At 40.0% G+C, this 13,672-nt stretch carries 10 protein-coding genes; 7 read left to right on the top strand and 3 right to left on the bottom strand.

Annotated features, from left to right (window positions below):
* Positions 1-151: 151 nt before the first annotated feature.
* Entirely contained in the window at positions 152-1,543 is a 1,392-nt protein-coding gene (aspA, locus tag CBG49_RS01120; protein ID WP_009412738.1) for an aspartate ammonia-lyase, read from the bottom strand.
* Between the two features lie 353 nt (positions 1,544-1,896).
* Here aspA and CBG49_RS01115 point away from each other — a divergent pair, with 353 nt between their 5' ends.
* From CBG49_RS01115 to CBG49_RS01105, 3 genes are all read left to right on the top strand, one after another.
* Positions 1,897-2,685 carry a lipocalin-like domain-containing protein gene (locus tag CBG49_RS01115; RefSeq protein ID WP_088593013.1) on the top strand — a complete coding sequence of 263 codons (789 nt, stop codon included), beginning with the start codon at positions 1,897-1,899 and terminating at the stop codon, positions 2,683-2,685.
* 183 nt (positions 2,686-2,868) lie between these two features.
* On the top strand, positions 2,869-3,651 hold the full coding sequence (locus tag CBG49_RS01110) for a lipocalin family protein (RefSeq protein WP_088593012.1): 783 nt from the start codon (positions 2,869-2,871) through the stop codon (positions 3,649-3,651).
* 95 nt (positions 3,652-3,746) lie between these two features.
* Positions 3,747-4,535 (top strand): lipocalin family protein, encoded by a 789-nt coding sequence (locus CBG49_RS01105; protein ID WP_088593011.1) that lies wholly within the window; start codon positions 3,747-3,749, stop codon positions 4,533-4,535.
* Positions 4,536-4,809: 274 nt separating this feature from the next.
* Here the strand turns inward: CBG49_RS01105 and CBG49_RS01100 are convergent, their stop codons facing one another.
* Complete coding sequence (locus tag CBG49_RS01100) at positions 4,810-6,213, bottom strand: peptide MFS transporter (protein WP_088593010.1); 1,404 nt, start codon at positions 6,211-6,213, stop codon at positions 4,810-4,812.
* 96 nt (positions 6,214-6,309) lie between these two features.
* Positions 6,310-8,514 (bottom strand): S9 family peptidase, encoded by a 2,205-nt coding sequence (locus CBG49_RS01095; RefSeq protein WP_088593009.1) that lies wholly within the window; start codon positions 8,512-8,514, stop codon positions 6,310-6,312.
* A gap of 387 nt (positions 8,515-8,901) precedes the next feature.
* Between CBG49_RS01095 and CBG49_RS01090 the strand changes: the two genes are divergently transcribed.
* From CBG49_RS01090 to CBG49_RS01075, 4 genes are all read left to right on the top strand, one after another.
* Positions 8,902-9,471: a hypothetical protein gene (locus CBG49_RS01090; RefSeq protein WP_157668335.1), complete on the top strand. Its 570-nt coding sequence runs from the start codon at positions 8,902-8,904 to the stop codon at positions 9,469-9,471.
* 114 nt (positions 9,472-9,585) lie between these two features.
* Positions 9,586-11,583, top strand: a complete 1,998-nt coding sequence (gene uvrB, locus CBG49_RS01085; RefSeq protein WP_088593007.1) for an excinuclease ABC subunit UvrB — start codon at positions 9,586-9,588, stop codon at positions 11,581-11,583.
* A 194-nt stretch (positions 11,584-11,777) separates the two neighbouring features.
* Positions 11,778-12,680 (top strand): hypothetical protein, encoded by a 903-nt coding sequence (locus CBG49_RS01080; RefSeq protein WP_009412733.1) that lies wholly within the window; start codon positions 11,778-11,780, stop codon positions 12,678-12,680.
* A gap of 150 nt (positions 12,681-12,830) precedes the next feature.
* Complete coding sequence (locus tag CBG49_RS01075; RefSeq protein ID WP_088593006.1) at positions 12,831-13,595, top strand: leucine-rich repeat domain-containing protein; 765 nt, start codon at positions 12,831-12,833, stop codon at positions 13,593-13,595.
* Positions 13,596-13,672: the final 77 nt, after the last annotated feature.

The raw sequence follows: 13,672 nt of genomic DNA, 5'->3' as shown, positions 1-13,672 counted from the left end.
GTAGGAAAGCCAGCGATAGCTGGGTATGTGCTGCAAACGCCCATATAAATAAAACTTTTTCGGACAGCCCCAATAAAACTAAAGAGGCAGCCCAACAATGAGCCACCTCTTTTAATTTCCAAATTTACTAATTTTCAAATTTCCAAATTTCCTAATTGTGTAGCATATTTTTAGGGTCTAACACTTCGTCTAATTTCTCTTTAGAGAGCAATCCGTGTGCTAACACCAAATCATAAACTGATTTACCTGTTTGTAAGGCTTCTTTGGCAATTTTGGTACTGTTCTTATAACCGATATGAGGGTTGAGAGCTGTTACAATACCAATGCTGTTTTTCACCATATTGAGGCACACCTCACGGTTGGCAGTGATGCCTTCCACGCATTTAGTGCGCAAAGTATCAATAGCGCGTTCTAAGAATACGATTGATTCTATAATGCTTTGGCACAACACAGGCTCCATTACATTCAATTGCAACTGACCAGCCTCAGCAGCAAAAGTAACAGTAAGGTCGTTGCCTATCACCTTGTAGCACACTTGGTTCACCACTTCGGGGATTACAGGGTTTACTTTTCCTGGCATAATAGACGACCCTGGTTGCATAGCAGGAAGATTGATTTCGTTGAGTCCTGCACGAGGTCCTGAAGAGAGCAAACGCAAGTCGTTACAAATTTTAGAGAGTTTCACCGCCATACGTTTCAATGCCGATGAGTAAATCACGTAAGAACCAGTATCAGGAGTAGCCTCTACGAGGTTCGCAGCCGTTACAAAAGCATCGCCAGTGAGTTTGGCTAAGTTCTCAGCACATAGTTTGGCATAGCCTTTAGGAGCGTTGAGCCCTGTACCGATAGCGGTTCCTCCCATATTGATTTCCAAGAAAAGATTGGCATTGCTTTGCAAGCGAGCGATTTCCTCTTCTAAGTTGGCTGCAAAAGCCTCAAACTCTTGACCGAGGGTCATAGGTACTGCATCTTGTAATTGGGTACGACCCATTTTAATTACATCGGCAAACTCTTGTCCTTTTTTGCGGAAAGCCTTGATGAGCAATTGCAATTTCTCAATAAGGGTTTTATTCATCATAATCACCGCCAATTTCACGGTGGTAGGATAAGCATCATTAGTAGATTGTGATTGGTTCACGTGGTCGTTAGGTGAGCAGTGTAAATAATCGCCTTTTTCATAGCCCATAAGCTCCAAGGCACGGTTAGCAATCACTTCATTGGCATTCATATTCACCGAAGTACCCGCTCCCCCTTGAATCATATCCACCAAAAACTGACTGTCAAATTTCCCAGCAATCACTTCTTTACAAGCTTCACTGATAGGTTTGAGGAGTGTATCGGGCAATAATCCCAAAGCGTGATTAGTTTGAGCAGCAGCCAGTTTCACATAGCCAATAGCCTTCACAAAAGCAGGGTAGTCTCCCATTTTAGTGCCGGTAATACGGAAATTCTCGATAGCGCGTTGGGTTTGCACACCGTAATAAGCATCGGCGGGTACTTGCAAATCGCCGATAAGGTCTGATTCTGTTCTAAATTTCGTCATAATTATTTATTATTAGTCGTTAGAAATTAGGAAATAGGAATTAAAAAAAATCGCGGTAAAATTACGAAAGATTTCTGATATAAAAAAGAAAAAGAAGTATAAACTTTTGGTTATGAAAATCTATTGCCATACACTTAAATTAGGATATTAAACTATTTTTTATTACCTTTGTCCCGATGATAGGTTTCAGGGGACAGGTCTCAGGTCTCAGGGGTCTGACCTATCTGACGCCTCTGCCTCGTCTGATAATAAATCACAAACAATATTAAACATTATTTTTTAACCCCTCTTAACCAGATTGCCCTCTCTCCTTGGGAGAGAGGGAACGGGAGAGAGGATAATACAAATATTATATGAAAAAACTAATTTTTTCGGCACTGGTTGCCACAGCATTATGCGTTTCCTCTTGCGGGAAAGACGACGACAACGGCGGAGGTAGCACTTCGCTCAACGGGGATTGGTATCTTTACAACATTTATAATGACCCCGATGGTAATGGAAAAAGCTGGGCAATTCCTGGCAATTGTGCTAAAAAAACTTATTGGTCTATTTCCGATAAAAAAATAAAGCACGAATGGTATTATTCAAAGGGTTCTGAATGCAAACACACTCCAAAATATTACGATTATACGGCTACTAATGGCGTTTTTGATATGACGGTTGCCGATGATTCACCTAATGAAAGAAAAGGAGGTAAAACCTCTATAAAATATGAAATAAAGGACAAGGAACTTATCCTTCGCTTTAAAAATACTCGACAACAGGACGAAATACAAGTCCTTCACAAAAAAGGGGTAGACTATAGTTCTCTTGATCCTTTTGTGGGATATTGGCAAATGACTAAAGCTACCGTAGGACAAACAGAAGCTACTGTAAAGCAAGGTGAATGCTTGAATGGAGAGGTAGTAGCTAGTTCTTTTGGATTTACACTATATCTTAATGTTCCTGAGCAAAGCGGGCAATGCAAAAAAACTATCAATACCTACGAGTGGGTAAAAGAAGGCAATAAATATTACAATGTTACCGATCCTCAAAACAAAGAGGAGTTGGCACTTGTGTTTTCAGAAAATAACACCAAGCTTTCCTACAGCGAGCAAACCCAAAACGGCTTAGTAACCCTTTATTTTACCAAAGTAAAATAGGTTTCAGGGGTCAGGGGATAGGTTTCAGGTTTCAGGTCTCAGGTTTCAGCCTCGTCTGACCCGTCCGTCTTGTCCGATAAATCATAAACAACATTAAACATTATTTTTTTAATCCCTCTTAACCAGATTGCCCTTCTCTCCTTGGGAGAGAGGGAACGGGAGAGAGGATAACACAAATATTATATGAAAAAACTAATTTTTTCGGCACTCGTTGCCACAGCATTATTTGTTTCCTCTTGCGGGAAAGACGACGACAACGGCGGAGGTAGCACTTCGATCAAAGGGGATTGGTATTACCATACTGTGTATGGAGACTATAATGGCAACGGGAAAAATATCCGTTGGAGTACTCCTGATAATTGCGCCAAGCAGTCTTATCGCTCATTTTCAGATACCCAGATGAAGTTCGAATGGTATCGTAGGGATGGTTCTGGATGTAAATATACTCCTATGTATTACGATTATACCCTTTCTAATGGTGAGATAATTCATAGTATTGCTAGCAATTCTCCTAATGGCACTAAAGGACAGAAAATGAATTCTTTTAAATACGAAATAAAAGGCAAAGAACTTATTTTGCGTTTTACAAATAATTTAGGTATTCCAGAAGTAGATATCCTTCACAAAAAAGGAGTAGACTATAGCTATCTCGATCCTTTGGTGGGACTTTGGGAACTTACCAAAATAGAAGCAGGAGGCACTACTTATCCTGCGGGTACTCCTGCTTGTTTTACAGGTAGTATAGTAGCGAGTTCTATAGGCTTTTCGCTTTACTATACCCTGCCTGCTTCTCAAACACAATGCCAAGATGGTAATGTGGAAAGCTACGACTATGTAAAAGAAGGAGGCAAATATTACAATGTTTCTAACGGACAAAAAGTACTCTTACCTTTTAGCTTTAGCAACAATAACCAAACGCTTACGCTTAGCCTTGGAGGAACTACAATGTTCTTCCAAAAACAGTAATCAATTAATAAAATATATTTTAATACCCTCTTAACCAGATTGCCCCTCTCTCCTTGGGAGAGAGGGAACGGGAGAGAGGATAACACAAATATTATATGAAAAAACTAATCTTTTCGGCATTGGTTGCCACAGCATTATGCCTTTCCTCTTGCGGGAAAGACGACGACAACGGCGGAGGTAGCACTTCGCTCATAGGGGATTGGTATCTTTACAGTAATTTTAATGGTCCCAATGGAAACGGACGGAACTGGACAAGTTCTAACGATTGTGCTGAAAAAACTTATTATTCTATTTCGGATAAAAAAATAAAGCACGAATACTATTATTTAGAAGGTTCTGAGTGTAAATACTATCCTATATATTACGATTATACGGCTACTAATGGCGTTTTTAATATGACGGTTGCCAATGATTCGCCTAACGTAAGAAAAGGAGCTAAAACCTCTATAAAATACGAAATGAAAGGGAAAGAGCTTTTTATATATTTAAAAAATAATCAACAACAGGAAGTAATAGAAATCCTTCGCAAAAAAGGGGTAGACTATAGTTACCTCGATCCTTTTGTAGGATATTGGATAATGACCAAAGCTACCGTAGGAAAGACGGAAGTGATAGTAAAGGAAGGAGAATGTTTGCAAGGTGCTGTAGTGAGTAGCTCCATAGGGTTTACACTATATCTTAATTTTCCTGAGCAAAACGGGCAATGCAAAAAAACTATCAATACCTACGAGTGGGTAAAAGAAGGCAATAAATATTATAATGTTACCGATCCTCAAAACAAAGAGGAGTTGGCACTTGTGTTTTCAGAAAATAACACCAAACTCTCTTACAGTACACCAAGCGATAATGGCTTAGTAACCATATATCTTACCAAAGTAAAATAGGTGTCAGGTTTCAGGTTTCAGCCTCGTCTGACCCGTCTGCCTCGTCCGATAAATTATAAACAACATTCACTATTTTTATTTTGAAGTGATAAAAGCTATTTTTCAGTTGCTTTTGTGGTGAAATCTGTGGGAGAATTTAATCTATAGAAATCAATTGCACCAATAGTAAATTTTAAAAGATAATTCAAAAAAATCCCCTTGCAGTTACCACTGCAAGGAGATTTTTTAATTGTTATCTATTAACCGTTAATTGTTAACTGTTAACTGTTAATTGTTATTTTACTCCGTGCATCATCGCTTGAAGTTTCTTGTTGAGGAGTATCATTCCTAAACCGCAGAGGATTACAAATCCTGATACGGCAGCAAATACTACACTCGCACCGAGTTTTTCTACATAAGAAGCAATCACCCCTCCTATAGAGTTGGCAAAGAAGGCTGCCATCATCCAAACTCCCATCATAAGTCCTGCTAAGCGTGGAGGTGAAAGTTTAGTAACGGTAGAAAGTCCTACAGGCGATAAGCACAACTCACCGATGGTATGGGTGAGGTAAGTGAGTATCAACCACGCCAAGCTCGCTTTTACAGCAACATCTTTAGGGTCTACCCCTATAGCGCCACCGCGTTCGTACACAGCGCCAAGCATAAAGAAGAACCCTACCCCAAGAAGGATCATCCCTAATCCCATTTTGAAAGGTGTAGTGAGACGTTGTCCCATTTTAGTACCCCAGAAGGTAGCAAATACTGGTGCTAACAACACAATAAACAATGGGTTTACTGATTGGAACCAAGCGGTAGGAATTTCAAAACTACCTACCACACGGTTGATATAACTATCGGTGTAGAGGGTGAGTGATGAACCCGCTTGTTCAAAGCCAGCAAAGAAGAATATCGCAAAGAAGAAGTAGATAAAGATTACTGCAATGCGTTCTTTTTCTTCTTTGGTAAGTGGTTTATGTGCTTCAGCTTCTGAAAGTTCTACTGCTTTTTTGGTTGAGCCTTTAGCTTTCAAACCGAGGTCTCCTAAATATTTCTGTGCAAAGAAAATAAATATCAATTCACCGATGAGCATCCCTATAGCCGCTGCTCCAAAGCCGAATTTGTAACCGAACGACATTGCAACTTCACCTGTATTGGCATCAATAGCGGTTTTGGCAAAGATATTATCGGTGAGGAATCCGGTGATAAGAGGTGCCAAGAAAGCCCCTAAGTTGATACCCATATAGAAAATAGAGAAAGCTGAGTCAAGACGTTTATCACCTGATTCATAGAGTCCTCCTACTAAGGCTGAAATGTTTGGTTTAAAGAACCCATTACCAATGATGAGCAGGAAGAGCCCTAAATAAAGTCCTGCGTGGCTCGTCCAAGCGAAGAGAGCTGCCTCACCCAAGAACATTATAAATCCTCCTAACAACACCGATTTGCGTTGTCCTAAGAAGTTATCGGCTATCCATCCGCCAATCAGTGGGGTGAAATAGGTAAGACCGGTCGCAAAACCATAAATCAAACTTGCGGTGGAAGGATCGAAAGCCAAACCGCCTTCAAGCCACGTTTTGGTGAGGTATAACATCAAAATACCGCGCATTCCATAGTAACTGAAACGCTCCCACATCCCTGTTAGGAACACCAAATAAAGCCCCTTAGGGTGCTTTTTCTTCTCATTTTCTACGTTTGTATCCATTTATTAATAAATTAAGGTTTGTTTATAAATTAATTTTTAATCCAATAAAGTTTTTCTTTTACAGATTGTCCCCCTTCGGGGGAACGGGGGCTTTGTTTATAAATTTTGTTCAATAAAATTCGTCATTTTTGTGTATAACTGAAAGCGTGTGCTGCCGGTGTTGTCGTAAATACCGTGGTTCTTATCAGGATAGATGAGCCAATCGAAATCTTTTTGCAAACTCACTAAAGTTTCTATCAGCACCATTGCGTTCTGTACGTGTACATTGTCGTCGGCACTGCCGTGAATGAGCAGGTATTTTCCTTTGAGTTTGGCAGCGTGAAACAAGGGTGAATTTTCGTCGTAACCCTTGGCATTCTCTTGGGGGGTGCGCATAAAACGCTCGGTGTAAATAGTGTCGTAAAAACGCCAATTGGTAACAGGGGCTACTGCTATTGCCATTTTAAATATATCGCCTTTTTGAAACAGACAGTTAGACGACATAAATCCACCAAAACTCCAACCCCATATTCCTATTCTGCTCTTGTCGATATAAGGATAATTGCCTACCAGCTGGGCGACATCAGCTTGGTCTTCAACTTCGTATTTACCCAGTTGCTGATAGGTACATTTCTTAAAATCTGCTCCTTTATAGCCCGTGCCACGACCATCTACACATAGCACTATATAGCCTTTTTGGGTGAGCATTGCGTGCCAAAAGTCGTTCATATCCCACCATTGGTCGGCTACTTCTTGTGAGCCTGGTCCTGAGTATTGGTACATCAATAGGGGGTATTGCTTTTTAGGGTCGAAATCCTTAGGTTTGAGCATATAAGCGTTGAAAGTGCCTTTGGCAGTTTTCAGTTCCATAAACTCTTTTTCGGGCAAATTATAGGCTTTGAGTCGTTGGGCGTATTCGGCATTGGTAACGATTTCTTTGAGTTGCTTGCCACTTTTGGTATCGTTCAGCGTATAGCGCGGAGGTGTAGAGGCATTGGCAAAAGCCTGAATATACATAGAGAAATCCCCGCTAAAGGTGCCTTTGTTCGTGCCTGCCTCAGTAGAGAGTGCGCGAGGGGCTTTGCCTTTGAGGCTCACGGCGTAGAGTCCTCGGCGGGTAGAACCTATTTGGGTAGATTGGTAGAATAACTGTTGAGTTTTAGAGTCATAACCATAACAATCGGTTACTTCCCAATTGCCGCGTGTGAGTTGGCGCACTAATTTCCCTTTGGCATTACAATAGTAAAAATGGTTATGCCCGTCTTTTTCCGATTGGTAAATAAAACTATTATCGGGTAAAAATAGTATCTCCTTGTTGATGCTTACATAAGTCGCGCTGGTTTCCTTTACTAAGGAAGTCGTTGCCTTCGTCTGGCTATTCACTTGTAAAAGTTGCCAATCGTTTTGGTGGCGGTTGAGGGTTTGCACTGTGAGTTTATGAGGGTCGTTTGTCCATTGCAAACGTGGGATATAATAAGCGTTGAGCGGTATTTCGGTTACCGATTGGTTAGCCAAAGTATAAATGTGCAAACTCACCGCCGAATTAGCTTCCCCTGCTTTGGGATATTTGAAAGTATAAGGGGTAGGGTAGAGGTCGTAACCGTATATATCCATTGAAAATTCGGGTACTTTGCGCTCATCCGAACGTATAAACGCTAACTGACTGCCATCGGCATTCCAAGCAAAGAGTTTCACAATCCCGAACTCTTCTTCATACACCCAATCGGCAGTGCCGTTGATAATAGCATTCTTTTGTCCGTCGGTAGTGATTTGGGTTTCTTCGCCAGTAGCGAGGTCGTATAAATACAAGTTGTTTTCGTATACAAAAGCCAATTGCTTGCCGTTAGGTGAAAAAGTAGGGACTTGTATACGCTTGTCACTCACTTTTTTAAGGTCGCCAGTGGCGAGGTCGTACAGAAAATAATCGGCTATAAACGAATGGCGGTAGATGTCCTCTTTGCGAGTAGCGATAAGGAGTTTTTTCTCATCGGCTGAAAATTCATAACCTTCAATCCTACTCACTCTATCGTTAGCCTGAAAGAGGGTTTGTACTTTGGTGAGCGTTGCAAAGTCGTAGAGGTTGATTTCTTGAGCGCGTTTTTCACGATTGTACTCTAACACAGTGTATTGAGGAGTGTGTTGCAACGCTTTGAGGTTGAACATACGCTCAGGGTAGAAAGTGCCCTTAGTCCAAATCTCTTGAAGTGTTTGGGCAGGCAATAGGTAATAAGTAGCAGGTAATAAGTAACAGATGAGCAGAAGTGCGCAAAAGTACAAAGCCTTGCGCCCATATAAGTTCTTATGTAAGGTATATTTCGTCATTCGTAATTCGTCATTCGTAACTTGTAAGGTATATTTCGTCATTCGTAATTCGTCATTCGTAACTTGTTAAGGTATATTTCGTAACTCGTAACTCGTAACTCGTAACTCGTAACTCGTCATTCGTCATTCGTCATTCGTCATTCGTCATTCGTCATTCGTCATTCGTCATTCGTCATTCGTCATTCGTCATTCGTAACTGATTTGAGCCGTCAATATTAGGAATAATTTTTGAGATAGCAGCAATTTTTTAACATCTTTTTTTTGGGAGAGGTCTTTTTAAGCTGATTTTTAATGGATTACAAGTTTTGGATATATTGATAAAAAGTACTATTTTTGTACCTCAAAACGAGTCGTCTTATCGTGACTGGTTAGACAAATTAATGAACAATGGGAACACTTACAATATATTTGAGTAAAAAGCAAAGTATTTTTCATACAATCGTATTTTTGTTACTTTCAGTAATGCCTTTGATTTTCTATATTATAACGTCTTATAGGTCAGAATATTTTTTTGAACGAAAAAATATAGCGATAGGCTTGCTAATGTTTTTCATAGCGTTTATATTTTTTAAGGCGTTAAAAGGAGAGTTCTTTTTTCTTCGGTTAAAAGATCCTAAAATAACTTTCACTGATGAAGGTATTCTTTTTGATGAATATATTCAGGGAAAGGAAAAGTGGGAAGAGATTGCTCATATTAACTTTGGAAAGAGAGTTATGATGCGAAAGCCTTCTAAAAAATACAGTAGTATGGTGATAGTTTTGAAAAATAAAGCTACGGTTAAGTTTAATAAATTTTCATCAACGCCTCTTGATAAACATTTTATAGAGATTGATACTGCGTTTTTCAAAGAGAATGTCAATGATGAAATAGAACGCATTATAGAATTTATTAGCACCCATTGTCGTAGGTACAAATGCTATAAACTACCGTATCAAACGAAGTTTGTTTTTAAGTAAGGTCTCAAGCTATCGTGAGCTTATAACTCGTGCGCCTATTCTCATTTTGGCAATCTCAGTAAAAAATAGTACTTTTGTACCCCCTTTTAAACCTACTTTATAACATCTAAAATAATGAAATTCAATATAGTTTCCGATTTTGCCCCTACGGGCGACCAACCTCAGGCTATCGACCAGTTAGTAAAAGGCATTGAGCGCGACGATAAGTACCAAGTGTTGTTAGGCGTTACGGGCTCTGGAAAAACTTTTACTATTGCCAACGTGGTGGAACGCATCCAGCGCCCTACTCTTGTGTTGGCACATAACAAAACGCTGGCTGCCCAGTTGTATTCTGAATTTAAGGCTTTCTTCCCCAATAACGCGGTGGAATACTTCGTTTCTTACTACGATTACTATCAGCCAGAAGCCTATATCCCTTCTACGGGTACTTATATCGAAAAAGACCTCTCTATCAACGATGAAATTGAAAAACTGCGCCTTAGTACAACTTCTGCCCTCTTGTCGGGAAGGCGTGATGTGCTGGTTGTCGCATCGGTGTCGTGCTTGTATGGTATCGGTAACCCTGTGGAATTCCAAAAGAATGTGATTACAATCAAACAAGGCGATGTACTCCCACGTACCAAGCTGATGCACCGATTAGTACAAAGTCTCTATGCCCGCACAACCGCCGAATTTAGGCACGGCAATTTCCGCATCAAAGGCGATGTGCTTGATGTCTTCCCTGGGTATGACGACAACGCTTTCCGCATTCACTTCTTTGGCGATGAAATTGAAGAAATAGAACAGTTTGACCCTACTACTAATCAGGTGTTAGACCGCTACGAGAGCCTCAATATCTACCCTGCCAATATGTTCGTTACCTCCCCCGATATTCTCCAAAAAGCAATATGGAACATCCAGCAGGATTTGATGAAGCAAGTAGAGTTTTTTGAGGCATCAGGCAAACCTTTAGAAGCCAAACGATTGAAAGAACGCACCGAGTTCGACCTTGAGATGATACGCGAATTGGGCTATTGTTCGGGTATTGAAAACTACTCTCGCTATTTAGATGGTAGAGAGCCAGGTACACGTCCGTTTTGCTTGATTGATTACTTCCCTAAAGATTTCTTGATGGTGATTGACGAGAGTCACGTAACCGTCTCACAAGTACACGCGATGTACGGTGGCGACCGCAGTCGTAAGGAAAATCTCGTGGAATACGGGTTCCGCTTGCCCGCTGCAATGGACAACCGTCCGCTGAAGTTCGAGGAGTTTGAAGCCTTACAAAACCAAGTGATTTACGTGAGTGCCACCCCTGCCGACTATGAGCTACAGCAAACGCAAGGTGTGTACGTAGAGCAGGTAATACGCCCCACTGGCTTGCTCGACCCCGAAATAGAAGTACGCCCCAGTGCCAACCAGATAGATGATTTGGTAGAAGAAATACAACTGCGCACCGAGAAAGACGAGCGTATATTGGTAACCACCCTCACCAAGCGAATGGCGGAAGAGCTTACCAAATACCTCACTCGCATTGGTATTAGGTGTCGTTACATTCACAGCGATGTGGATACATTAGAGCGCGTAGAGATTATGCAAGACCTCCGCAAAGGACTCTTTGATGTGCTCATAGGGGTAAACCTCCTCCGTGAGGGCTTAGACCTGCCCGAAGTGTCGCTCGTCGCTATCCTCGATGCCGATAAAGAAGGCTTTTTGCGTTCTACGCGTTCGCTCACTCAAACCGTAGGACGGGCTGCCCGCAACGTAAATGGCAAGGCGATAATGTACGCCGACAAGATTACTGATAGTATGCAACGCACCATAGATGATACCAATTACCGCCGTGAAAAGCAAATGAACTACAACAAAGCGCACAACATCACGCCTCAGCCTTTGCACAAGAAGATAGAGAATAGCCTCAGCAAGAGCCCTATAACCGAATTCCACTATGATCCATCGTTCAAGGAACACATAGCAGCGGAAACCCAATCGGTATATTTATCGGCTAAGGAATTGGAAAAGAAAATCAAAGAAACCCGCAAAATGATGGAGGCAGCAGCCAAAGACCTCGATTTCGTAAAAGCTGCCCAATACCGCGATGAACTAAAGAAATTGCAAGAATTAGCAAATTAGGGAATTAGCAACTTGCACCTTTGCCAAAGTTGATGACAACCTTTATAAATAAAGATTTTTCTCTCTGATGCTCTCTGAGCCGCTCTTAGATTTTCGGAGATTTTCGGAGATCTTCCTGAATTAAAATGTTAAAAAAATTGCTAATCACAAATTGTTTTGTATATTTGCCCCATCAATTAAAAACTAATAATACAATGAGAAAGACAATTTTAGCCTTAATGGCAACAGCAGCTATTGTAGCTTGCAGTAAAAGTGATGACAAGGAAGATGACCACATTAGTGGAAAATTCCCTACAAAAATCACACAAATTGTAGGAACAGAACGTGTTGTGCATACTTATGAAATGCAAGATGCTACTCATCCTAAAAAAGAAACAATTACTACTTATCAAGGTTCTTCTACTAAAGGAAAAGTAAAAACCCACGAATTTACTTATGACAGTAACAACCGCTTGATTTCTAAAGTAGACCCTACTGATGAGCCAAGTGTTTGGTATCTTAGTAACTTTTCTTACAATGCTAATGGAAAGTTAGAAAAAGAGGAAAGGGTTTTTGTTACACTTCCTTATATAATTAAGAATTACGAGTATGCTAATGACAAATTGACCAAAAAAGTAGAAAAACCTGCTAGTAATGGTGATGGGGATTATATTACCACTACTTTTGAGTATCCTAGTGCTAATATGGTGAGAGTTACTAAAACTTCTTATTCAGTAGATAAAGCTAAAAAAGGAGATGATGTAAACGAATGGCACGTCTATACATTAGGTGCTAATGGCAATGTAGTAAAAGATGAGTACAGAACGGCTACTCATAACTACGAGACAACTTATGAGTATGATACTAAAATCAACCCTGAGTACGTTAGCTTTAGAGTACAAGCTACTCCCGATCATTTCGTAACCCTTACTCCTAACAATATCACCAAAAAAACAGTAATAACTACTGAACTTGCTAATTCAAAAGTTACTAAAGCCGTATATCGTTACGATATTCAGTATGATGGTGATTATCCTATCCAAATCAAAGTTTATTCAGTACCTGAAGATAAAACTGCTGGTGAAGCACTTGTCCAAACCACTGAATACACTTACTAAAAACATCTAAACCTCAATTAGAAAATACACTTTGCCAAAGGTAATAGCTCGTGTAGCTTCCACCTTTGGCAAAGTTTTTTGTTGGCTATTAATTGCTAATCACAAATTGTTTTGTATATTTGCCCCGAATAATTAAAAACTAATAATACAATGAGAAACATTTTATTATTCCTTTCAGTTTTTGCCCTCTTTGCTTGTAAAAAGGATAAAGGTAATGATGAAGAGGTTGTTACTATTCCTGCTTCTGATTATGAATTGAGTGCTGATGGGCTCACCTTAGTGAAGTGGAAAAACGAGAACACAGCAGTGCTCAATATGCAAGCTGATGCAGTACTTAGAAAAGTAAAAGTCATTGGTAATGCTGCTTTTTATCAACACAAAACCTTAGGAAGTATTACTCTACCTGAGGGACTGACAGATATTGATAACATAGCTTTCTATAAAACTAAACTCAGAAGTGTTGTTATTCCTAAAGGGGTACAAGTGATTGGTGTAAATGCTTTTGCTGAAACTTCACTTACTTCTGTTCAGTTTTCAGAGGGTCTTATTACTATTGGTGATGAAGCGTTTTCTGAGTGCCAAATTCCTGTTCTCAACTTTCCAGAAAGCTTACAAGCCATTGGAAGAAACGCATTTAAGTCTAACAAAGTAATTGCTTCAGTTACAATTCCTAAGAACGTACAGAATATTGCAAATGCAGCTTTTGTTTCTTGTGAAAAGTTAAGTAGTGTAACTTTTAAAGGACAAAATCCTCCAAGAATATTAATTATTTTTGGCTCAGAGTTCAATTATGTAAAGCAAGTTTATGAACCTATTGTAAAAGGACGTATTTTTGTACCTAAAGGAAGATTAGAGGTGTATAAAAAAGCAGAAGGTTTCAAACCATATATCAATATTATTTCAGAAGAAGAATAAAAATTCTTCTATAACAATCTTATAAAAATACACTTTGCCAAAGGTAATAGCCCGTGTGGCTCGCTCCTTTGGCAAAG

It is taken from the genome of Capnocytophaga endodontalis, from assembly GCF_002209445.1.
Lineage (GTDB): Bacteria > Bacteroidota > Bacteroidia > Flavobacteriales > Flavobacteriaceae > Capnocytophaga > Capnocytophaga periodontitidis.
The sequence above is the reverse complement of the archived record's forward strand: the minus strand, read 5'-3'. Positions and strand labels throughout refer to the sequence as shown.

Excerpts from the sequence above, each read along its gene's own strand:
- aspA (WP_009412738.1), bottom strand. The coding sequence starts at position 1,543 with ATGACGAAATTTAGAACAGAATCAGACCTTATCGGCGATTTGCAAGTA.
- CBG49_RS01115 (WP_088593013.1), top strand. The coding sequence starts at position 1,897 with ATGAAAAAACTAATTTTTTCGGCACTGGTTGCCACAGCATTATGCGTT.
- CBG49_RS01110 (WP_088593012.1), top strand. The coding sequence starts at position 2,869 with ATGAAAAAACTAATTTTTTCGGCACTCGTTGCCACAGCATTATTTGTT.
- CBG49_RS01105 (WP_088593011.1), top strand. The coding sequence starts at position 3,747 with ATGAAAAAACTAATCTTTTCGGCATTGGTTGCCACAGCATTATGCCTT.
- CBG49_RS01100 (WP_088593010.1), bottom strand. The coding sequence starts at position 6,213 with ATGGATACAAACGTAGAAAATGAGAAGAAAAAGCACCCTAAGGGGCTT.
- CBG49_RS01095 (WP_088593009.1), bottom strand. The coding sequence starts at position 8,514 with ATGACGAAATATACCTTACATAAGAACTTATATGGGCGCAAGGCTTTG.
- CBG49_RS01090 (WP_157668335.1), top strand. The coding sequence starts at position 8,902 with ATGGGAACACTTACAATATATTTGAGTAAAAAGCAAAGTATTTTTCAT.
- uvrB (WP_088593007.1), top strand. The coding sequence starts at position 9,586 with ATGAAATTCAATATAGTTTCCGATTTTGCCCCTACGGGCGACCAACCT.
- CBG49_RS01080 (WP_009412733.1), top strand. The coding sequence starts at position 11,778 with ATGAGAAAGACAATTTTAGCCTTAATGGCAACAGCAGCTATTGTAGCT.
- CBG49_RS01075 (WP_088593006.1), top strand. The coding sequence starts at position 12,831 with ATGAGAAACATTTTATTATTCCTTTCAGTTTTTGCCCTCTTTGCTTGT.